Origin of the sequence: Shinella pollutisoli (assembly GCF_024609765.1) — a bacterium.
GTDB classification, from domain to species: Bacteria; Pseudomonadota; Alphaproteobacteria; order Rhizobiales; family Rhizobiaceae; genus Shinella; species Shinella pollutisoli.
On sequence record NZ_JANFDG010000014.1, the window covers coordinates 20340 to 40173 of the forward strand.

At 67.2% G+C, this 19834-nt stretch carries 18 protein-coding genes and 1 tRNA gene; 9 read left to right on the plus strand and 10 right to left on the minus strand.

From position 1 onward, the window contains the following. Positions 1–100 precede the first annotated feature (100 nt). Both NNZ72_RS12765 and NNZ72_RS12770 read right to left on the minus strand, forming a co-directional pair. Complete coding sequence (locus tag NNZ72_RS12765) at positions 101–742, minus strand: alpha/beta family hydrolase (RefSeq protein ID WP_257315700.1); 642 nt, start codon at positions 740–742, stop codon at positions 101–103. Between the two features lie 101 nt (positions 743–843). Further along, positions 844–1008, minus strand: a complete 165-nt coding sequence (locus NNZ72_RS12770; RefSeq protein WP_257315701.1) for a hypothetical protein — start codon at positions 1006–1008, stop codon at positions 844–846. A gap of 217 nt (positions 1009–1225) precedes the next feature. Between NNZ72_RS12770 and NNZ72_RS12775 the strand changes: the two genes are divergently transcribed. After that, on the plus strand, positions 1226–1684 hold the full coding sequence (locus tag NNZ72_RS12775; RefSeq protein ID WP_257315702.1) for a GyrI-like domain-containing protein: 459 nt from the start codon (positions 1226–1228) through the stop codon (positions 1682–1684). Positions 1685–1750: 66 nt separating this feature from the next. Here the strand turns inward: NNZ72_RS12775 and NNZ72_RS12780 are convergent, their stop codons facing one another. After that, entirely contained in the window at positions 1751–5569 is a 3819-nt protein-coding gene (locus NNZ72_RS12780; RefSeq protein WP_257315703.1) for a vitamin B12-dependent ribonucleotide reductase, read from the minus strand. 740 nt (positions 5570–6309) lie between these two features. Here NNZ72_RS12780 and NNZ72_RS12785 point away from each other — a divergent pair. Then, positions 6310–8262 (plus strand): M10 family metallopeptidase C-terminal domain-containing protein, encoded by a 1953-nt coding sequence (locus tag NNZ72_RS12785; protein ID WP_257315704.1) that lies wholly within the window; start codon positions 6310–6312, stop codon positions 8260–8262. A gap of 28 nt (positions 8263–8290) precedes the next feature. Here the strand turns inward: NNZ72_RS12785 and gpt are convergent, their stop codons facing one another. The 3 genes from gpt to NNZ72_RS12800 all read right to left on the minus strand — a co-directional run bounded on the left by gpt (position 8291) and on the right by NNZ72_RS12800 (position 10570). After that, the gene (gene gpt, locus NNZ72_RS12790) at positions 8291–8788 is read right to left on the minus strand and encodes a xanthine phosphoribosyltransferase (protein ID WP_257315705.1); all 498 of its coding nucleotides are present in this window, start codon (positions 8786–8788) and stop codon (positions 8291–8293) included. Between the two features lie 115 nt (positions 8789–8903). Further along, positions 8904–9746, minus strand: a complete 843-nt coding sequence (locus NNZ72_RS12795) for a universal stress protein (RefSeq protein ID WP_257315706.1) — start codon at positions 9744–9746, stop codon at positions 8904–8906. A 68-nt stretch (positions 9747–9814) separates the two neighbouring features. After that, complete coding sequence (locus tag NNZ72_RS12800) at positions 9815–10570, minus strand: competence/damage-inducible protein A (protein WP_257315707.1); 756 nt, start codon at positions 10568–10570, stop codon at positions 9815–9817. 168 nt (positions 10571–10738) lie between these two features. Here NNZ72_RS12800 and wrbA point away from each other — a divergent pair, with 168 nt between their 5' ends. The 3 genes from wrbA (at position 10739) to NNZ72_RS12815 (ending at position 12184) form a co-directional block, all read left to right on the plus strand. After that, the gene (gene wrbA, locus NNZ72_RS12805; protein ID WP_257315708.1) at positions 10739–11338 is read left to right on the plus strand and encodes an NAD(P)H:quinone oxidoreductase type IV; all 600 of its coding nucleotides are present in this window, start codon (positions 10739–10741) and stop codon (positions 11336–11338) included. A 112-nt stretch (positions 11339–11450) separates the two neighbouring features. Further along, a tRNA-Leu gene (locus NNZ72_RS12810) sits at positions 11451–11536 on the plus strand. Between the two features lie 90 nt (positions 11537–11626). Then, positions 11627–12184, plus strand: coding sequence for a LysE family transporter (locus tag NNZ72_RS12815; RefSeq protein ID WP_257315709.1), 558 nt, complete (start codon positions 11627–11629; stop codon positions 12182–12184). Positions 12185–12204: 20 nt separating this feature from the next. On the opposite strand, the gene NNZ72_RS12820 is transcribed toward NNZ72_RS12815, so the two are convergent. Continuing rightward, complete coding sequence (locus NNZ72_RS12820) at positions 12205–12777, minus strand: hypothetical protein (RefSeq protein WP_371747755.1); 573 nt, start codon at positions 12775–12777, stop codon at positions 12205–12207. 69 nt (positions 12778–12846) lie between these two features. Beyond that, positions 12847–14301 carry a TrkH family potassium uptake protein gene (locus NNZ72_RS12825; RefSeq protein ID WP_257315711.1) on the minus strand — a complete coding sequence of 485 codons (1455 nt, stop codon included), beginning with the start codon at positions 14299–14301 and terminating at the stop codon, positions 12847–12849. Between the two features lie 134 nt (positions 14302–14435). Here NNZ72_RS12825 and ilvA point away from each other — a divergent pair, with 134 nt between their 5' ends. The 3 genes from ilvA to NNZ72_RS12840 all read left to right on the plus strand — a co-directional run bounded on the left by ilvA (position 14436) and on the right by NNZ72_RS12840 (position 17397). Continuing rightward, on the plus strand, positions 14436–15683 hold the full coding sequence (gene ilvA, locus NNZ72_RS12830; protein ID WP_257315712.1) for a threonine ammonia-lyase: 1248 nt from the start codon (positions 14436–14438) through the stop codon (positions 15681–15683). A gap of 63 nt (positions 15684–15746) precedes the next feature. Then, the gene (locus NNZ72_RS12835) at positions 15747–16064 is read left to right on the plus strand and encodes an HlyU family transcriptional regulator (protein WP_257315713.1); all 318 of its coding nucleotides are present in this window, start codon (positions 15747–15749) and stop codon (positions 16062–16064) included. A gap of 88 nt (positions 16065–16152) precedes the next feature. After that, positions 16153–17397 carry a GGDEF domain-containing protein gene (locus NNZ72_RS12840; RefSeq protein WP_257315714.1) on the plus strand — a complete coding sequence of 415 codons (1245 nt, stop codon included), beginning with the start codon at positions 16153–16155 and terminating at the stop codon, positions 17395–17397. A 7-nt stretch (positions 17398–17404) separates the two neighbouring features. Here the strand turns inward: NNZ72_RS12840 and NNZ72_RS12845 are convergent, their stop codons facing one another. After that, positions 17405–17866 carry an Lrp/AsnC family transcriptional regulator gene (locus NNZ72_RS12845; protein WP_257315715.1) on the minus strand — a complete coding sequence of 154 codons (462 nt, stop codon included), beginning with the start codon at positions 17864–17866 and terminating at the stop codon, positions 17405–17407. A gap of 166 nt (positions 17867–18032) precedes the next feature. Here NNZ72_RS12845 and ald point away from each other — a divergent pair, with 166 nt between their 5' ends. Further along, positions 18033–19151 carry an alanine dehydrogenase gene (ald, locus tag NNZ72_RS12850; protein ID WP_257315716.1) on the plus strand — a complete coding sequence of 373 codons (1119 nt, stop codon included), beginning with the start codon at positions 18033–18035 and terminating at the stop codon, positions 19149–19151. Between the two features lie 66 nt (positions 19152–19217). Here the strand turns inward: ald and NNZ72_RS12855 are convergent, their stop codons facing one another. Further along, a complete protein-coding gene (locus NNZ72_RS12855; RefSeq protein WP_257315717.1) occupies positions 19218–19769 on the minus strand; it encodes an OmpA family protein in 552 nt (183 codons plus the stop codon). Positions 19770–19834 lie beyond the last annotated feature (65 nt).

A 19834-nucleotide genomic window follows, 5' to 3' on the forward strand; every position in this document is an offset into this window, starting at 1 on the left:
CGAATTTTAAATAGGCAAATTGTTCCAATGCTTTACGGCGGAAGCCGGAATCGGCCCGGCAAGGACGTGAATCGATTTGCGAGGGCCTTCGTCCTTCGCCTCAGCGCGCAAGCGTCCCGCTCCAGGCCCTCACGGCCGCGGCCATGGCGGCGAGGTGATCGGCGGCGGAAAAGCCGGAAACGCTCTTGCGCGGCTTCAGGTCATGGTCGCCGTCCTCCAGCCAGAGGAGGCGGATGCGTGCGGGCAGGCCGTAGCCCTCCACCTCCGTGCGCGTGCCGAAGGGATCGCGCGTGCCCTGGCAGATGAGCGTCGGCGTTTCGATCCGCAGCAGATGCGCGGTGCGAAGCTGTGCCGGCTTCTCCGGCGGATGGAAGGGATAGCCGAGGCAGAGGAGGCCGTCGACGCGCCGCCCGGCATGGAGCTCGTCCGCCGCCATGCTCGCCACGCGGCCGCCCATCGACTTGCCGCCGATGACGAGCGGCCCTGCGGCACCGAGCGCGTCGACGGCGGCGCGGAATTCCGGGACGAGCGTCTCGGCCTTCGGCGGTGGCCGGCGGCTTCCGTCGCTGCGCCGCGCCGCCATGTAGGAGAACTCGAAGCGGGCGACGCGCAGGCCTTCCCCGGCGAGGGCGGCCGTCGCGGCGCTCATCGCCGGCGAATCCATCGGCGCGCCGCTGCCATGCGCGAGAAGCAGGGTGACGGGCGCGTCCTGCGGCCCGTCGAGGAGAAAGGAAACGTCCATCGGTCCCGTACGCCTTGGGCAATACCAGCGGCCTTGCGCGCGGAATTGCGTGGAAACAAAGAGACGGATCGTTTTCGCGATCCGGGGAAAGCGGAAACGACCTAGTGATCCTTCACTTCGCCCGGCGCGATCGGGTCGCTCGCCGGAAAGGTCTCCTCCAGCGCCTCTTCCAGATAGTCGTCCTGCTCGGCCTTCTCGCTCTTCTTCGTCTGCCGGGCGCGCTCCTTCTCGAGCGATTCCCTCGGCGTGTCCTTCGGTGCGGTCATGTCGGCCTCCTTCTGCGGTCCCCTGAAGATAGGCTGTTTTGCCGTCTCCCGCGATAGGGCAGGCGGGCCTTGCCGGATGGCGACCCCCATTCGCCGTCGGAGGGAGTTGAAAATTCTACCTTTCGGCCCTTCCGGCCGCAACATTGGCATCGCATTCCACACTGCGGCTTGCTCGGAAAGGAACGCGGTCATAGGTCTGCCCCGAAAGGATGCGGACATGAACATCATCGAGACACCGGACATGTGGGTGCTGTGCATGAGGCGGCGGCTCCGCATTCCCGAGATCGGGCAGGCCGCCGCCGAATGCGCCCTCGTGATCGACGGGGAGATCCGCGGCCGGGGCCTTGCGGTCTCCGGCCCGTGGACCTTCATCGCGCACGGCCTGCCGAAGGACGGAAGGACGCCGTTCGACTGGCAGATCTGCCGTCCGGTGGCGGAGCCGCGAGGATATGACGGCCCGCTGGAGCTGCGCCATCTCGAACCGGCCGTCATGGCCTCCCGGGTCCACCAGAGATCGCTGCGCACGCTCTTCACGCAGGGCTACGCGCCGCTGGTCGCGGAGATCGAGATGTCGCGCCACGTGTTGTCCGGCGAGAGCCGCGAGGTCTATCACGGCTGGAACGGCCCCGGCGCGCCCTATCACAGGATCGAGATCCAGTTCGGCCTGTCCCGATGAAGAAGAAGCCCGGGGATCGCTCCCCGGGGCTTCGCAAGTCCGTATCGTGCCGAAGCCGGCTCGCGGTCAGGAGCAGCCGCTCGTCGCGCCGCAGGTGTCGCACTTCTCGCAGGTGCCGTTCCTCACCATCGTGAAGTTCTGGCACTCGGAGCACATGTTGCCGGTATAGCCCTGGGCGATCGAGCGCATGCGGCGCTCCTGCTCAACCTTCTTGGCGTCGGCCTTGGCGCTGGCGGCGTCCGCGGCGGCCTTGTCAGAGAAGAGGGCGGTGATCGCGGGATCGGCGTCGCTCTCGCCCTCGTCGGCGATCTCCTCGGCAAGCTCGGCGGCGCGCTCCTCGTAGTCGCGCTTGAAGGCGACGATCTCGGAGCTGGCGATGGCCGTCGCCGGCTCCAGCTTGCGCGCGGCACTGCCGGCAAACGAGGTGACGTTGCCGACGCTGGAGGCCTTGGCGGGCGCTGCGGTCGCGGAGCCCTTCGGCTCGGACAGCGCGCGCTCGCCGGTCTGGCCGCCCTGGACGAGCGTCGGCTTGTGGCCGCGCGTCCAGCCGGTGGAGATCAGGTTGGTCTTGCCCTCCTTGATGCCCTTGCCGAGCGCCGTGTTGCCGAAATCGGACGTGTCGATATGGGCGAGGTCGTGGCGGCCGAGATAGGAGACGGCGAGCTCGCGGAACACGTAGTCGAGGATCGACGTGGCGTTCTTGATCGCGTCGTTGCCCACCACGATGCCGGCCGGCTCGAACTTGGTGAAGGTGAAGGCCTCCACATATTCCTCCAGCGGCACGCCGTACTGGAGGCCGAGCGAGATGGCGATGGCGAAATTGTTCATCATTGCGCGGAAGGCGGCGCCTTCCTTGTGCATGTCGATGAAGATCTCGCCGAGGCGGCCGTCGCCGAACTCGCCGGTGCGCAAGTAGACCTTGTGTCCGCCGATCACGGCCTTCTGGGTATAGCCCTGGCGGCGGTTCGGCAGCTTCTCGCGCTCGCGCACGATGCGCTCGACGATCCTCTCGATGATCTTCTCGGTGACCTGGACGGCCTGGGCGGCGGCGGGGCTTGCCGCCAGTGCCTCGACGGCATCGTCCTCGTCCTCCTCGTCCTCGATCAGCGAGGCGTTGAGCGGCTGGGAGAGCTTCGAGCCGTCGCGGTAGAGGGCGTTCGCCTTCAGCGCCAGCTTCCAGGAGAGCATGTAGGCGTTCTTGCAGTCCTCGACGGTCGCCTCGTTCGGCATGTTGATCGTCTTGGAGATGGCGCCCGAGATGAAGGGCTGGGCGGCCGCCATCATGCGGATGTGGCTTTCCACCGAGAGGTAGCGCTTGCCGATCTTGCCGCAGGGATTGGCGCAATCGAACACCGGCAGGTGCTCCGGCTTGAGGAAGGGCGCGCCTTCGAGCGTCATCGCGCCGCAGATGTGGATGTTGGCGGCCTCGACGTCCTTCCGTGTGAAGCCGATATGCTCCAGGAGGTTGAAGGACATGTCGGAAAGCTGCGCATCCGAGACCTTCAGCACGTCCTTCAGGAAGTCGGCGCCGAGCGTCCACTGGTTGAAGGCGAACTTGATGTCGAAGGCGGACTTGAGGCCGGCATTGACGGCCTCGATCTTCTCGTCGGTGAAGCCGCGCGCCTTGAGCGTCGACGGGTTGATCGCCGGCGCCTGGTTCATGTTGCCGTGGCCGACGGCATAGGCCTCGATCTCGGCGATCTGGCTTTCCGAATAGCCGAGCGTGCGCAGCGCCTCCGGCACGGCGCGGTTGATGATCTTGAAATAGCCGCCGCCGGCGAGCTTCTTGAACTTAACCAGCGCGAAATCGGGCTCGATGCCGGTCGTGTCGCAGTCCATGACGAGGCCGATCGTGCCGGTCGGCGCGATCACGGTCGTCTGGGCGTTGCGGTAGCCGTGCTTCTCGCCGAGTTCCACGGCCCTGTCCCAGGCCGCCTTGGCATGCTCGACGAGCGCCGGATCGGAGCAATCGGCGTGGACGAGGGCGACCGGATTGACCGACAGCGCCTCGTAGCCGGCGGCCTCGCCATAGGCCGCGCGGCGATGGTTGCGCATGACGCGCAGCATGTTGTCGCGGTTCGGTGCGAAGCCCGGGAAGGGGCCGAGCTCGCCGGCCATCTCGGCCGACGTCGCATAGGCGACGCCGGTCATGATGGCGGTGAGGCTGCCGGCGATGGCGCGGCCCTCGGCCGAATCGTACGGGATGCCGGAGGACATCAGCAGGCCGCCGATATTCGCATAGCCGAGGCCGAGCGTGCGGTATTCGTAGGAGAGCTCGGCGATCTGGCGCGACGGGAACTGCGCCATCATCACCGAGATTTCCAGCACGATCGTCCAGAGACGGACGGCGTGCTCGTAGTCGGCGATGTCGATCCTCTTCGTCTTCGCGTCCTTGAACTGCAGGAGGTTCAGCGAGGCGAGGTTGCAGGCCGTGTCGTCGAGGAACATGTATTCCGAGCACGGGTTCGACGCGCGGATGGGGCCGGCGGCCGGGCAGGTGTGCCAGTCGTTCATCGTCGTGTTGAAGTGCAGCCCCGGGTCGGCCGACGCCCAGGCGGCGTAGGAGATCGATTCCCACAGGTCGCGCGCCTTCAGCGTCTTCATCACCTTGCCGTCCTTGCGGGCGGTCAGGTGCCAGTCGCCGTCATTCTCGACGGCGCGCAGGAAGTCGTCCTTCAGCGAGACGGAATTGTTGGAGTTCTGGCCGGAGACCGTGAGGTAGGCTTCCGAATCCCAGTCCGTGTCGTAGGTCTTGAACTCGATGTCCTTGTAGCCCTGCCTGGCGAACTGGATGACGCGCTTGATGTAGTTTTCCGGAACCTGGTCCTTCTTGGCGGCGCGGATCTCGCGCTTCAGCGCCGGGTTCTCGGCCGGGTCGAAGCACTGGTCGCCATCGGCCGAGCAATTGATGCAGGCCTTCATGATGGCCTTGAGGTGGCGGGCGACGATCTTCGAGCCGGTGACGAGCGCGGCCACCTTCTGCTCTTCCTTGACCTTCCAGTTGATGTATTCCTCGATGTCCGGATGGTCGATGTCGACCACGACCATCTTGGCCGCGCGCCGCGTCGTGCCGCCCGACTTGATGGCGCCGGCCGCCCGGTCGCCGATCTTCAGGAAGCTCATGAGGCCCGAGGAGCGGCCGCCGCCGGACAGCTTCTCGCCCTCGCCGCGCAGGTGCGAGAAGTTCGAGCCGGTGCCGGAGCCGTACTTGAACAGGCGCGCCTCGCGCACCCACAGGTCCATGATGCCGTTCTCGTTGACGAGGTCGTCCTCGACGGACTGGATGAAGCAGGCGTGCGGCTGCGGATGCTCGTAGGCGGACTTGGACTTCGTCAGCTTGCCGGTGAAGGGGTCGACGTAGAAATGGCCCTGGCCGGGGCCGTCGATGCCGTAGGCCCAGTGCAGGCCGGTGTTGAACCACTGCGGCGAGTTCGGCGCGACGCGCTGCGTGGCGAGCATGTAGGCGAGCTCGTCCCTGAAGGCGGCGGCGTCTTCCTCGGAGGCGAAATAGCCGCCCTTCCAGCCCCAATAGGTCCAGGTGCCGGCGAGCCGGTCGAAGACCTGGCGCGCGTCGATCTCAGATCCGGTGCGCTCGTTTTCCGGCAGCGCCTTCAGCGCCTCGGTGTCGGGGACGGAACGCCACAGGAAGGAGGGGACGTCGTTCTCCTCGACCTTCTTCAGCCGCGCGGGCACGCCGGCCTTGCGGAAATATTTCTGCGCCAGGATGTCGGCGGCGACCTGGGAGAACTGCGCGGGGACATCGATGTCGGCGAGCCGGAAGACGATGGAGCCGTCCGGATTGCGGATTTCGCTGGTGGCCTTGCGGAATTCGATCTCCGCATAGGCCGACTGGCCAGGTTTGGTGAAACGACGTTCTATGCGCATTGTCCGTTGTCCTTTGCTGCCGCATCCGCCCTCGCGAAAGGGCGCAATCATCCCGTCCGGCCCCGTCCCCGCAGCCAGCCCCGATCCCTTGTTCGTCTGGAAACCCGTTCGAAGGGATCCATTATCTTGTGCTAAGTCTGGCTGCAAATACTAAATATAGTATCAACACAGATTTTTTCCAGCCCGAGGGTCGCATTGGCGCATCGGGAAATTTCGCGCGCAGGTCCGCATCCGGCGGACGGTTTCGAACCGGCCGGCCGCCTGTGCGTTATCGCGCGATTTCCTGAAGGGACCCGGCCTCGTGACACTCCGGTCCAGTCGCCGCCGCAACTTGGATTTCATTAACGCTATCGACGGCGATTCCGTCAAGGGCTGGTTCGGGCCGATCTGTCCGACGCTATATGTTGTGCCCGCGGCTGTGGAAAATGGGGACACCGCACGAATCCTGAAAAATCAGGACCTTCCCGCCGAAAGGCGAGACGGCGCTTCGCTTGCCTGTGGAAAAGACGAAAAAATCACGGGTAAAAACAGGGGGGATTTCCACCTCCCGAATATCCGGGAATGGTCATCCGTAGGAAGTTGTGATCGGTGGAAAAAGTGATTCTCGATCTGCCTCGGAGGGACCCGCGAGGGCCGTCGGGGCGGCATTTCATGCACGCGTAAATGAAGGCAATTCTTTCGGCATGGCCTGCCTCGGGGATGGGGGCAGCGGCCCGCAGCACCTCGAGGGGGAGGATATCATGGCGCTTACCGATGCCGTCGACTGGAACGACTATACCGCTTCCAAGCATGTCATGAACGTATTCTTCGGCGGCGCGGGCGTCGCCGTGAACGACGGCACGAGCTTCACCACCACCGGCTGGGATGCGGCGGAGATCGCGGCCGCGAAGAAGGCGCTGGCCAACTTCTCGGCGGTCGCCAACATAAAGTTCAATTTCGTCAACAGCATAGCCGCCGCCGATTACGTATTGCTCGAAAGCCCCAACCAGGGCTACGCCGTCGGCAACCTCGGTTACTGGGGCGTCGGCGGCGGAAGCATAACCTACGGCGGGGCGAGCCATGCCGTGGAGGGCTGGGGCGTCTTCAACAGCCAGGATCCCTCCTGGACGCCCGCCAATCTCGCCGTCGGCGCCTACGGCTACGTCACGCTGATCCACGAGATCGGCCACGGCCTCGGCCTGTCGCACCCGCACGACAACGGCTCCGTCGTGATGCAGGGCGTGAGCGCCGCCTTCGGCGACTACGGCGATTTCAACCTCAACCAGGGCATCTACACGACGATGTCCTACAATGACGGCTGGCACACCGCCCCGCACGTGCCGGAACTCAACCCGTCGGCCTCGACCTACGGCTTCGGCTGGCAGGGCACGCTGATGGCGCTCGACATCGCCGTGCTGCAGGAGAAGTACGGCGCCAACATGACCTACCGCAAGGGCAACGACACCTATACCCTGCCGTCCGCCAATGCGCCCGGAACCTTCTACCAGTGTCTTTGGGACGCCGGCGGCAACGACACGATCCGCCACGCCGGCGCGGCCAAGGCCGTGATCGACCTCAGGGCCGCGACGCTCGACTATTCGGCGACCGGCGGCGGCGTGGTCTCCTATGTCCAGGGCATCTACGGCGGCTTCACCATCGCCCACGGCGTGGTGATCGAGAATGCGATCGGCGGCGCCGGCGACGACACGATCAGCGGCAACGGCGCGCGGAACCGGCTGAGCGGCGCGGGCGGCCGGGATACGATCGACGGCGCCGGCGGGGACGACGTGCTGGTCGGCGGCGCCGGCGGCGACAACCTCCGGGGCGGCGCGGGATCGGACACCGCGTCCTACGAGGGCGCGTCGAAGGGCGTGGTGGCAAGCCTCGCGGCGCCGTCGGTCAACAGCAACGACGCGGCGGGCGACAGCTATTCGTCGATCGAGAACCTGACCGGCTCGAATCATGCCGACAGGCTCACCGGCAATGCCGGCGCCAATGTCCTGGCCGGCGGGGCGGGCGCGGACACGTTGGGCAGCGGCGCCGGCAATGACAAGCTCTACGGCGGGGCGGGCAAGGATGTCCTTGCCGGCGGTGCGGGGCGCGACGCGCTTTCCGGCGGCACGGGCAACGACGTGCTTTCCGGCGGCACCGGCGGCGACAGGCTCTCCGGCGGCACGGGCAGCGACAGGCTTTCCGGCGGGACCGGCAACGACGTGCTGGAGGGCGGCGCCAGCGGCGACGTGCTCTCCGGCGACGCGGGCAACGACAGGCTTTCCGGCGGAACCGGCAGCGACAGGCTTTCCGGCGGCGCGGGACGCGATACGCTTTCCGGCGGAACCGGCAACGACCTGCTTGCCGGCGGCACGGGGCGGGACGTGCTCTCGGGCGGCGCCGGCCGTGACATCTTCCTCTTCGACACGAAGCCGGGCGCGTCCAACGTCGACCGGATCACCGACTTCAACGTCCGCGACGACGCCATCCGGCTGGAGAACGGCATCTTCAAGGCCTTCGAGGATACGGGCAGGCTCGCGGCCTCGATGTTCGTGTCGAACAAGACCGGCAAGGCGCAGGACGACGACGACCACATCGTCTACCGCAAGACGACGGGCGACCTGTTCTACGATTCGAACGGGGACGGGCGGGGGGGCTCGGTGCTGATCGCGGAGCTGAGCAAGAACCTGTCGCTCACCCACAACGATTTCTTCATCGTGTGAGGGCGCCCGGCGGCGGCGGGACCCGTCGTCAGCCGCGCGAGCCCTTGGCGATCGGTTCCTGGTAGGTGAAGCCCAGGTCCCAGGGGAAGTAGATCCAGGTGTCCTGGCTCACCTCGGTGACGAAGGTGTCGACCATCGGCCGGCCCTTCGGCTTGGCGTAGACGGCGGCGAAATGGGCCTTCGGCAGCATCGCGCGCACCTCGGCGGCCGTCTTGCCGGTGTCCGTCAGGTCGTCGATGATGAGGATGCCTTCGCCCTCGTGCTGGCGCAGCTCGGGGGCGATGCCCTTCAGCACGTGCATCTCGCCCTGCGAGACGTAGTCGTGATAGGAGGCGACGCAGACCGTCTCGATCAGCCGCACGTTGAGCTCGCGGGCGATGATGGCGGCGGGGACGAGGCCGCCGCGCGTGATGCAGACGATCGCCTTCCATTCGCGGTCGTTGTCGGCGAGCCGCCAGGCGAGCGCCCGGGCGTCGCGGTGGAACTGATCCCAGGATACGGGAAAGGCTTTGTCGGGAAGCGACATCGGGGAGCTCCTGCTCTGACGGAGAAAGTCCGGGTTTTTCTCTCTAGAGCAGTTTGCCCGCCAAGGAAATCGTCGCCCGGAGCGGGGCTCCGGGCGATCCACAGGCTAGAGCCGATCAGCGCGACATCAGCACGGGCACGCGCGTGTCGCGCATCATCGCGCTCGTCACGCCGCCGAACAGCCGCTGGCGCAGCCGCGAATGGCTGTAGGCGCCCATGACGATGAGGCCGGCGCCCGTCTCGCTCGCCCGGCGGTTCAAAAGCACCTCGATGGACTGGCCCCTGGAGGCGACCGGCGACACCGTGACCTTGACGCCGTGGCGCGAGAGGCTCGCGGCGATGTCGGCACCGGACATGTCGGCCGACTGGAGCGCGGTTTCCGGCGGGTCGACGCTGTAGATCTCGACCTCGCGCGCGGCGAGCAGGAAGGGCAGGGCGTCGAAGGTCGCGCGCGCCGATTCGCGCGAGCCGTTCCAGGCGACGAGCACGCGCTCGATCTCCGCCGGGCCCGCCGGCGCGTTGGAGACGAGGTAGAGCGGCCGGCCGCTCTCGTAGAGCAGGTCCTCGATGTCGGCGCGCGTCGGGCCGTCGAAGTCCGGGTCGAACTGGCCGGCGACGACGAGGTCGGCGCTGCGCGCGCTCTCGATCACGCCGATCGAGGCATAGCCGGCGGTGCCGGTGAAGAGGCGCCACTCGTAGGGGATGTCGTCGCGCTCGCAAAGGCTGCGGAAGACCTTCTCGACCTCCTTCGTCTGCAGGCGCGCCCGCTCCTGCAGGGCGATCACGGCGCTCGGGTCCGGATATTCCATCGGCGCGACGAGCGTCATGAACACCGGCACCTCGGCATGGATGCCGATGAGATGCGCCCCGCAGGTGCGCGCGAGCGCCAGCGCGTGCTCCGTCACTTTCGCCGTGTCTTCCGCGGCACTCAGCACCGCGACGATGGTCTTGTAGGTCATGTCGGTCTCCTGTCACCGGACGTTTGCTCAAGAATGCGTCCGCTGCCCGCGCCCGGCCTTGATTAGGATCAAGACGCGGCCTTGGCGGCGGCGATTTCGGCGATCATCGAAAGTATATCACGCTCCGCCGCCACGGCCGGCGCCTCCTCGCGGCTGCGGATGACGATTTCGGTGGAGAAACGGTTGCCGTCGAAGCGCGGGTAGGAGCCGATGCTGGTCTCGGGATGGTTCTTCTGGATCGCCGTCAGCGCCGTGCCGATGTCGCCCTCGCCGAAGGGCGAGGCGACGCTGCGCGACAGCATCGGCACGCCGCCCGCAAGCGTCGGCACGACCGCGCTCAGCATGGCGGTGAAGACCTGCGGCACGCCGGCCATCACATGCACGTTGCCGATGACGAAGCCGGGGGCGGTGGAGACGGAATTCGGGATATGCGTCGCGCCCACGGGCATGCGCGCCATGCGCTGGCGCGCCTCGTTGAACTCCATGCCGCGCCGGTCGTACATCGCGCCGAGAAGCGCCATCGCCTCCGGATCGTGCCGGCAGGGCACGCCGAAGGCCTTCGCCACCGCGTCCGCCGTGATGTCGTCGTGCGTCGGCCCGATGCCGCCGGAGGTGAAGACGTAGGTATAGCGCGCCCGCAGCGCGTTCAGCGCCTCGACGATCGCCGCCTCGTCGTCGCCGACGATGCGCACTTCCTTGAGGTCGATGCCGGCGATGGACAGCACGTCCGCGAGCTGGCCGATGTTCTTGTCCTTGGTGCGGCCGGACAGGAGTTCGTCGCCGATGGCGAGCATGGCGGCGGTGGCGATGGGCGGGGAACTCATGGGTGGCCTTTTGCATTCGCGTGAAATGGCGACCGGAGCGGCCGGCATTGTCAATGGCGGGTGAACAGTCTGTCGACCGGCCGGCTTGTGACCGGGCCGCTCCAAAGTGCTACATCCAGACGACAGCCGCGATCAAGCGGAAAGGCTTCACGCGAAAAGGAGAGAGCGATGGCGAAAGTGCTGGTTCTTTATTACTCGGCCTACGGCCATATCGAGGCGATGGCCTATGCCGTGGCGGAAGGCGCGAAGTCGGCCGGCGCCGAGGTGACGGTCAAGCGCGTGCCGGAGCTGGTGCCGGACGAGGTCGCCAGGGCTTCGCACTACAAGACGGACCAGAAGGCGCCGATCGCCACCGTCGACGAGCTTGCCGACTACGACGCGATCATCGTCGGCGCCGGCACGCGCTACGGCACGGTCGCCTCGCAGATGCGCAATTTCTGGGACCAGACGGGCGGCCTGTGGGCGGCCGGCAAGCTGGTCGGCAAGGTCGGCTCCGCCTTCACCTCCTCTGCCACCCAGCACGGCGGCCAGGAATCGACGATCCTCGGCTTCATCCCGACCTTCTTCCACCACGGCCTCGTCGTCGTCGGCCTTCCCTATGCCTTCCAGGGCCAGATGGGCGTCGACGAGATCAAGGGCGGCTCGCCCTACGGCGCCTCGACGATCACCGGCGGCGACGGCTCGCGCCAGCCCTCCGAGGTCGAGCTTGAGGCCGCCCGCTACCAGGGCGCCCACGTCGCGCGGATCGCGGCGAAGGTTTCGGCCTGACCTCTCCGGCAAGGCTGAAAAGCAAGGGTGCGGCCTGCGTCAGGGCCGTACCCTTTTTCGTCCGCAAGGCCCCTTGATCGCATCCGCCGCGTCGGCTACCCACGAGGGGCGTGCGGACGTGGCGAAACTGGTAGACGCAAGAGACTTAAAATCTCTCGGCCTTCGGCCGTGCGGGTTCGATCCCCGCCGTCCGCACCATGCCGGCCCTTCTTCTTGATGCAAGTCAAGGGACGGGTGCGGGCAGGGTGATAGCGCTGGGGCGGATTTCGCCTCAACCGGAGACGTTTCGTGGTCACGCTGGCATTCCTCACGACATCCCTCGTCCTGCTGCTGACGCCGGGGCCGACGAACACGCTGCTTGCCGCCTACGGCGCGGCGTTCGGCTGGCGGTCCGGTGCGGTCATGGTGCTGGCCGAGGCGCTCGGCTATGCGGTGGCGGTCTCCTTCTTCGCCTCGATCGCCGGCGTCCTCACCGGCCTGCCCGCGGGGCTTTCGGTCCTGAAGCTCGCCGCGGCGGCCTGGCTGCTGTTTTCCGCCGTCCAGCTCTGGCGCTCGCGGATCGCGGAGAAGGTCGAGCCGCCGGCGCACGCCTTCGCGCGCGTGCTGGCGACGACGCTCCTCAACCCGAAGGCCATGATCGTCGGCGTCGTCCTCATCCCCGGCGGCGGCTCGGCCGAGCTTTCGCTGTGGATCGGCGCCTACGTGCTCCTGTCGATGACGGCGGGGCTCGCCTGGGTGCTCGCCGGCTCGCTGCTGCCGCGCGGCGTGCGCAAACATGCCTATCAGGGCGCGGCCGTCGTCCTCAGCGGCTTCTCGCTCGCCGCCGTCGCCTCGGTCGTCGGCTGACCCTGCCCGTCAGGGTACAGTCAGGGCACGATGCTGAAGGGCTGCTCGCTCATCGCGACGGCGCCGCTCGCCGCATCCTTGAAGCGGTAGCGCAGCACGTAGTCGCCGGCCGGCGGGCCGGTGAGGTTCAGCGTCAGCTTGGCGAAGACCTCCTGGTTGCGCACGCTGCCCTTGAAGGCGAAGGAGCCGAAGGCCTTCTGCTCGGCGAGAACCGTGCCCTTCGTGTCGAGGAGTTCGAGGTCGACGGTGAACTGCGATTCGAGCGCGCCGGGATCGCCGCGCCAGGTGAGGCCGACCGGCTCCACGTAGGAGATCAGCGGCTCGCCGGCCTTGAACCTCGCATCGGGCCGCGTGGCGTACATGCCGTAGCCTTCCGGCGGCGCGGAGACGAAGACGGCCTTGCCGATGGTGAAGGGGAGCGTGGCGGCGAAATTGCCGAAGGCGTCGCGGATCGTGTCGTGCGCGCCGACCGTGTTGCCGGCCGCCGCCAGCTCCTCGGCCTTCTTCGCGGCCTCGACCAGCGGGCCGGCGGCGGTGGCGGAGGCGGCGAGCGCGCCCAGCAGAGCGACGGGCAAGAGCAGGGGCTTCGACACGGACATGTGGGCCTTCCTCCATCGGGACGGAGGAAGGATGCGGAGAAGCTTGCCGACAGTCAAGAACGCTCAGCTCTTCCAGAACAGCGGCGTGAAGACCACGAGCACGGTCAGGATCTCGAGACGGCCGAGCAGCATCAGGAAGGACAGCACGTAGAGGGCCGCGTCGGAGAAGATGGCGAAGGTGCCGGCCGGGCCGATCGCCTCCGTGACGCCGGGGCCGACGTTGGAGAGCGACGTCGCGGCCGCCGAGATCGCCGTCAGCACGTCGTAGCCGAGCAGCCCGAGCACGATCGCGCCCAGCGCCGACAGCGCGACATAGGTGAGGAAGAACAGGAAGACGCCGCGCTGCACCTCCAGGTCGACCGTCCGCTGGCCGTAGCGCACGGCATGCACGCCGTCCGGATAGATCAGGCGGTAGAGGCCGCTGCGCAGGAAGTTGAACAGGATGATCAGCCGGTAGGCCTTTATGCCGCCGGAGGTCGAGCCCGAGCAGCCGCCCATGAAGGTGGCGACGAAGGCGAGGGCGACGATGAAATGGCCCCATTGCGTGTAGTCGTCGCTGGCAAAGCCCGTGGTGGAGAGGATCGAGGACACCGTGAAGAAGGAATGGGCGAGCGCCTCGTGGAAGTCGATGCCGCTGGTGAGCCGCAGGTAGATGCTGGCGGCGATCGAGAACAGCACGAGATAGGCGAGGAAGACGCGGATCTGCGGATCGCGCAGCGCATCGAAGCGGCGGCGCACGACGAAGACGATGAGCACGGAGAAGGGCAGGCTGCTCAGCGTCATGAAGAAGGTCGCCGCCCACAGCAGCGGCAGGCTCTTGAAATGGCCGAAGGAGGCGTCGTGGGTGGACAGCCCGCCGGTCGCGACCGTCGACATGGCATGGTTCAGCGCATCGAAGCGGCTCATGCCGAGCGCGGCGTAGACGATGGCGCAGACGAGCGTGATGGCGACGTAGATGGCGATGAAGGCGCGCGTGTAGCTGGCGATCCGCGCGAAGGGCTTGTCGCCGATGTCGGAGGATTCCAGCTTGAAGAAGGACATGCCGCCGACGCGCAGGTACGGCATGATGAAGAGGCCGAGCGCGAGGATCCCGATGCCGCCGAGCCAGTGCAGCATCGAGCGCCACATCAGGATGCCGGGCGGCGCGTCGTCGAGCCCGACGATGACGGTGGCGCCGGTGGTGGAGACTGCCGAGACCGATTCGAACAGCGCCTGGCCGAAGGTGAGGTCGATCGACGACAGCCACAGCGGCACCGCGCCGATCAGGCAGGCGACGATCCAGAGCAGGTTGACGACGAGGAAGCCGAGCCGCTTGTTGAAGGGCGGCGGCCCGGCGCGCGTGGCGGCGGCGGTGATCAGCGAGAGGCCGCCCGTCATGAAGGCCGACAGCAGGAAGATCGTCGAATCGGGATTGCCGAAATAGACGTCGATCGCCGCCGGGATCAGCATCGCCAGCGAGAGATAGATGCCGCTGATCGCGGCGATGTTGATGGCGGACCGGAAGATCGTCGCGTTCAACGGAGGTCGTCCTCGTGTGCCGGCTCGGCCTTTTGCTCTCTCGGAAAGGCCGCGTGGCCGGGACGGGTGGTCTCCGTCGCTGCGATATGCAATAGCCTTTGCAGGATCCAAACTCAAGGATGGCATCAAGAGGCATGAAACCGGACGTCGACGCCGCCTGCGAGGCGATGCGCGGGCTTTTTCCCGAAACGCCGCTGCAACCGAACGAGCACCTTTCCGCCCGCTACGGCGCGGAGATCTACCTCAAGCGCGAGGACCTCTCGCCGGTGCGCTCCTACAAGATTCGCGGCGCCTTCAACTTCTTCCGCAAGGTGCTGGCGCGGCCGGACGGCGCGCGCCGCTTCGTCTGCGCCTCGGCCGGCAACCATGCGCAGGGCTTCGCCTTCGTCTGCCGCCATTTCGGCGTGCCGGGCGTCGTCTTCATGCCGGTGACGACGCCGCAGCAGAAGATCGACAAGACCCGCATGTTCGGCGGCGACTTCGTGACGATCCGCCTTTTCGGCGACTTCTTCGACCAGTGCTACCAGGCCGCCCGCGACCATGCCGAGGAGACCGGCGCGCTGATGGTGCCGCCCTTCGACCATGAGGACATCATCGAGGGGCAGGCGACGGTGGCCGCCGAGATCGTCGCCCAGCTCGGCGAGGGCAGGGCGCCGGACCTCGTCGTGCTGCCGGTCGGCGGCGGCGGGCTCTCGGCCGGCGTGACCGGCTATCTCGAACCGTCGATCGGCCCGTCGGGCTTCCTCTTCTGCGAGCCGCTCGGCGCGCCCAGCCTGAAGCGCAGCCTCGAAAGCGGCGCCGTCGTCACCCTCGACCAGGTCGACAACTTCGTCGACGGCGCCGCCGTCGGCCGCATCGGCGACCTCAATTTCGCGGCACTGCGCCATTTCTCCGCCGACCAGGTGATGCTGCTGTCGGAAAACGCGATCTGCGTGACGATGATCGACATGCTGAACGTCGAGGGCGTGGTGCTGGAGCCGGCGGGAGCGCTCGCGCTCTCCGCCCTCGAAGCGCTCGGCCGCGAGGCGCTGGAGGGCAAGGTGGTCGTCGCCGTCGTCTCCGGCGGCAATTTCGACTTCGAGCGGCTGCCGGACGTCAAGGAGCGGGCGATGCGGCATGCGGGGCTGAAGAAATACTTCATCCTGCGGCTCGCCCAGCGCCCGGGGGCGCTGCGCGACTTCCTGAACCTGCTCGGCCCGGACGACGACATCGCCCGATTCGAGTACCTGAAGAAGTCGGCGCGCAATTTCGGCTCCATCCTGATCGGCATCGAGACGAAGGCGCCGGAGAATTTCGCGGCGCTGAAGAAGGCCTTCGACGGGGCGGGGCTGCGCTACCAGGACATCACCGACAACGAGATCCTCGCCAATCTCATCATCTGACGGAAACGGTTCGCCTCGTCCTGCAGGCTTGGAGGGCGGCGCGGCCTGTGCTAGCAATCGGCCATGGCATCGTTCTTTTCGAAACTCTTCGGTCGCGGCGGCGATTCGGCTTCTTCTCCCAAGGCGACGACGGAGGAGACCGAGGCCTACAACGACCTCGTGCTCGTCGCCGCTCCCATCCAGGAGGGCGCGCAGTTCCGTCTTGCCGGGCGCATCGAGAAGCGCGACGGCGAGCGGGTGCTCTCGCGCAGCTTCATCCGCGCCGACCTGTTCTCCTCGCGGGACGACGCGGTTGCGACGGCCTTCCGCAAGGCGCGGCAGATCGTCGACCAGACGGGGCCGTCGCTCTTTGCCGACGGGGCCGAAAGCCGGCAGGTCTGACCCTGTCGGCGGGGGGCGGCGAAGGACATGATCGCAGGCCGCCGGACCCGTTCGGCGGCAAAGGGCTTACGTGCATCGCGGATTGGATATGGGTATCGAGAATCTGATCCTGCTTCTCGCCGAGGCCGGCTTCTACTTCGTCTTCATGGTGGGGCTCCTGCACCTGCGCCACCAGCTCGGCATCGGCGTCTTCGTCGCCGCCCTCGGCGTCATGCATTTCCTGGAGACCTATCTCGCGGCGGTCTTCTATGTCGAGCTGCCCTTCGGCGTCATCTCGCCGGGCTCCTCGATCCTCTTTTCCGGCAAGCTGATGATGATCCTCCTCCTCTACGTGAAGGAGGACGCCGCCGTGGTGCGCGCGCCGATCTACGGCCTGCTCGCCGGCAATTTCCTGACCGTCGGCCTTGGCCTGTTCCTGCAGCACCACAAGACGATCGGCGTCGTGCCGGGGCGGGTCGCCGACCTCGCCTTCATCGACGAGATGGGCTGGCTGATGCTCTGGGGCACGATGCTGCTCTATGTCGATTCGCTCGCCATCATCCTGCTCTACGAGCGGCTCGGCCGGCGCTTCAAGCAGAGCACGACGCTGCGCTTCTTCGTCGCCGGCGTCGCCGTGCTCACCTTCGACCAGCTCGGCTTCTTCGCCGCGCTCCATCTCCTGAACGGCGCGCCCGTCCAGGTCTTCTGGGGCGGCTGGATCGCCAAGATGCTGGCGGCGGTGATCTATGCGGTGCTGATCGCCGCCTATCTGAGCTACTCGCGCATCACCGCGCTGCCGGTCTCCGCCCGGCCGATCGCCGACATCTTCAACGACCTCACCTTCCGCGAGCGCTACGAGGACCTGCTCGACCGCTCCGGCCGCGACGCGCTGACGGGCGTCTTCGACCGCAGCCGGCTCGAGTTCGAGGCGCCGCGCGCGCTTTCGGCCATGCTCGCCGCCGGCAAGCCGATGGCCCTGATGATCATCGACGTGGACCGCTTCAAGTCGGTCAACGACCGCTTCGGCCATCTCGCCGGCGACCAGGTGCTGAAGGATATCGTCGGCTGCACGGGGCGCGTGCTCGGGGCCGACGACCGGATCTTCCGGTTCGGGGGCGAGGAATTCGTGGTGATCTGCGAGGACCTCTCGCCGGCGGCCGCCCGCGAGCGCGCCGAGGCGCTGCGCAAGGCCGTGGAGGACGAGGTCCGCCAGCCGGACGGGCGCCCCGTCACCGTCAGCATCGGCCTTGCCAACAGCTTCGCCGACGGCACGACGCTGAACGCGCTCATCTCCACCGCCGACGCGCGCCTCTACGCCGCCAAGAACGCCGGACGCAACCGCGTCGAGTCGTGAACCGGTCTCACACCCCGATGCTCGGCCGGTCGATCACCTCGCGCAGCGCGAAGCTCGAATTGATCTTCACCACGTGCGGCAGCGCCGACAGCCAGTCGCGGTGGATGCGCTCGTAGTCCTCCAGGTCCTTTGCCGCGATGCGCAGGATATAGTCGTATTCGCCGGACATCAGGTAGCAGACGAGCACGTTCGGGCAGAGCTTCACCGCCGCCTCGAATTCCGCCAGCGTCTTGGCGAACTGGCCGGACAGCGAGATGTGGACGATGGCGATCATCCGGTAGTCCAGCGCCTTCGGCGAGATGCGCGCGTAGTAGCCGCTGACGACGCCGGATTTCTCCAGGATGTCGAGCCGGCGCGAGCAGGCGGACGGCGACAGGCCGACGCGCTGGGCAAGGTCGGCGTTGGAAATCCGGCCGTTCTGCTGGATCGCCCGCAGGATCGCAGTATCGATGGCATCGAGCGGCTGCATTCGAATTTCCTTCGAGAAAATGCGTGGAAACCGAAGAATATTCGACAACGGGCGGGAAGGCAAAGCCGCTTTGCAAGGACATTGCGTGTTTCCTCTGCTTCGATTGTCCATCCGCCGAGGGGGCGGGACATGAACAACAACGACGAACTGGGAAAGGAACGCGAATATGCGTGTCGGTTGTCCGAAGGAAATCAAGAACCATGAATACCGGGTGGGCCTCACGCCCGGTGCCGTGCGCGAATACGTTGCCCACGGGCACGAGGTCCTGATCGAGACGAAGGCCGGCGCCGGGATCGGCGCCGACGACGATGCCTACCGCGCCGCCGGCGCAAAGATCGTTCAGACCGCGAACGACATCTTCCTCAAGTCCGACATGGTGGTCAAGGTGAAGGAACCGCAGCCTTCCGAATGGACCCAGTTGCGCGACGGACAGATCCTCTACACCTACCTGCATCTCGCCCCCGATCCCGAACAGACGAAGGGGCTCCTCGCCTCCGGCGTCACGGCCGTCGCCTACGAGACGGTGACGGACGAGCGCGGCGGCCTGCCGCTGCTCGCGCCGATGTCGGAGGTCGCGGGCCGGCTTTCCATCCAGGCGGGCGCGACCGCGCTGCAGAAGGCGAACGGCGGGCGCGGCATCCTGCTCGGCGGCGTGCCGGGCGTGCCGCCGGCCAGGGTCGCCATCATCGGCGGCGGCGTCGTCGGCCTGCATGCCGCGCGCATGGCGGCGGGGCTCGGCGCGGACGTCTGCGTCCTCGACCGCTCGATCCCGCGCCTGCGCCAGCTCGACGACATCTTCGGCGGCCGGGTCCACACCCGCTATGCGACCATCGACGCGCTGGAGGAGGAGGTCTTCGCCGCCGACCTCGTCATCGGCGCCGTGCTGATCCCCGGGGCGGCGGCACCGAAGCTCGTCACGCGAGAGATGCTCTCCGGCATGAAGAAGGGGGCCGTCGTCGTCGACGTCGCCATCGACCAGGGCGGCTGCTTCGAGACCTCGCATGCGACCACCCATTCCGACCCGACCTTCGAGGTCGACGGCGTGGTGCACTATTGCGTCGCCAACATGCCGGGCGCGGTGCCGGTCACCTCGGCGCACGCCCTCAACAACGCGACGATGCACTACGGCCTGCAGCTTGCCGACAAGGGGCTGAAGGCGATCGCCGAGGACCGCCACCTGCGCGCCGGCCTCAACGTGCACCGCGGCCGCGTCACCAGCCGTCCGGTGGCCGAGGCGCTCGGCTACGAGGCCTACGCGCCCGAGGCTGCGCTCGCCGTCGCCTGAGCCCGACAGGAAAAGGCCCCTCCGTCGCGGGACGGAGGGGCCTTTATCATGGTGCGCGTGCGGCGGTCAGCGAACGAATTCGTCGATCCGGCGCAGCGTCACGCGGCGGTTGCGCCATTCCTCGTTCTGGGTCGGCACGAGCAGGTACTGCTCGCCGTAGCCGACGGTTTCGAGCGCGCGGGCCGGAATGCGGAATTCCTGCACCAGCACCCATTTCAGCGATTCGGCGCGGCGCTCCGACAGGATCTGGTTGGAGGCCTCCGAGCCCACCGCGTCGGTATGGCCCTCGATGAGGAAGACCGCGCGGCCGCGCCGGCGCAGGAGCTGTTCCATGGCGCGGGCGATCTGGCGCACCTTGCGGTATTCCGAGCGCGGGATCTCGGCCGAGCCGAAGGCGAAGTTGATCGACTGGATGTCGATCGACGGCGCGGCGCGGCGCAGATCCGGACGGCGCTTCAGCTCGCGCACGGTCACGCGCTCGCTGTCGCGCAGGCGGCGGGCGGGTGCGGCGTCCAGCCGGCGATAGATCATGTCCTCGGAGGGCGTTTCCTGCGCAAGGGCAAGGCCGGGGGCGGCGAGCGTGGCGGCAAGCGCGGTCAGGAAGGCGCGGCGTTGCATGGGCGATGTCTCCTTCTGTCTGTCATGTGAGCTGCGTTCGAGGCGCAACCTGCCACGGGCGACAT

Coding starts and splice junctions, on each gene's coding strand:
- NNZ72_RS12765 (WP_257315700.1), bottom strand. CDS start 742: ATGGACGTTTCCTTTCTCCTCGACGGGCCGCAGGACGCGCCCGTCACC.
- NNZ72_RS12770 (WP_257315701.1), bottom strand. CDS start 1,008: ATGACCGCACCGAAGGACACGCCGAGGGAATCGCTCGAGAAGGAGCGC.
- NNZ72_RS12775 (WP_257315702.1), top strand. CDS start 1,226: ATGAACATCATCGAGACACCGGACATGTGGGTGCTGTGCATGAGGCGG.
- NNZ72_RS12780 (WP_257315703.1), bottom strand. CDS start 5,569: ATGCGCATAGAACGTCGTTTCACCAAACCTGGCCAGTCGGCCTATGCG.
- NNZ72_RS12785 (WP_257315704.1), top strand. CDS start 6,310: ATGGCGCTTACCGATGCCGTCGACTGGAACGACTATACCGCTTCCAAG.
- gpt (WP_257315705.1), bottom strand. CDS start 8,788: ATGTCGCTTCCCGACAAAGCCTTTCCCGTATCCTGGGATCAGTTCCAC.
- NNZ72_RS12795 (WP_257315706.1), bottom strand. CDS start 9,746: ATGACCTACAAGACCATCGTCGCGGTGCTGAGTGCCGCGGAAGACACG.
- NNZ72_RS12800 (WP_257315707.1), bottom strand. CDS start 10,570: ATGAGTTCCCCGCCCATCGCCACCGCCGCCATGCTCGCCATCGGCGAC.
- wrbA (WP_257315708.1), top strand. CDS start 10,739: ATGGCGAAAGTGCTGGTTCTTTATTACTCGGCCTACGGCCATATCGAG.
- ilvA (WP_257315712.1), top strand. CDS start 14,436: ATGAAACCGGACGTCGACGCCGCCTGCGAGGCGATGCGCGGGCTTTTT.
- NNZ72_RS12835 (WP_257315713.1), top strand. CDS start 15,747: ATGGCATCGTTCTTTTCGAAACTCTTCGGTCGCGGCGGCGATTCGGCT.
- NNZ72_RS12840 (WP_257315714.1), top strand. CDS start 16,153: ATGGGTATCGAGAATCTGATCCTGCTTCTCGCCGAGGCCGGCTTCTAC.
- NNZ72_RS12845 (WP_257315715.1), bottom strand. CDS start 17,866: ATGCAGCCGCTCGATGCCATCGATACTGCGATCCTGCGGGCGATCCAG.
- ald (WP_257315716.1), top strand. CDS start 18,033: ATGCGTGTCGGTTGTCCGAAGGAAATCAAGAACCATGAATACCGGGTG.
- NNZ72_RS12855 (WP_257315717.1), bottom strand. CDS start 19,769: ATGCAACGCCGCGCCTTCCTGACCGCGCTTGCCGCCACGCTCGCCGCC.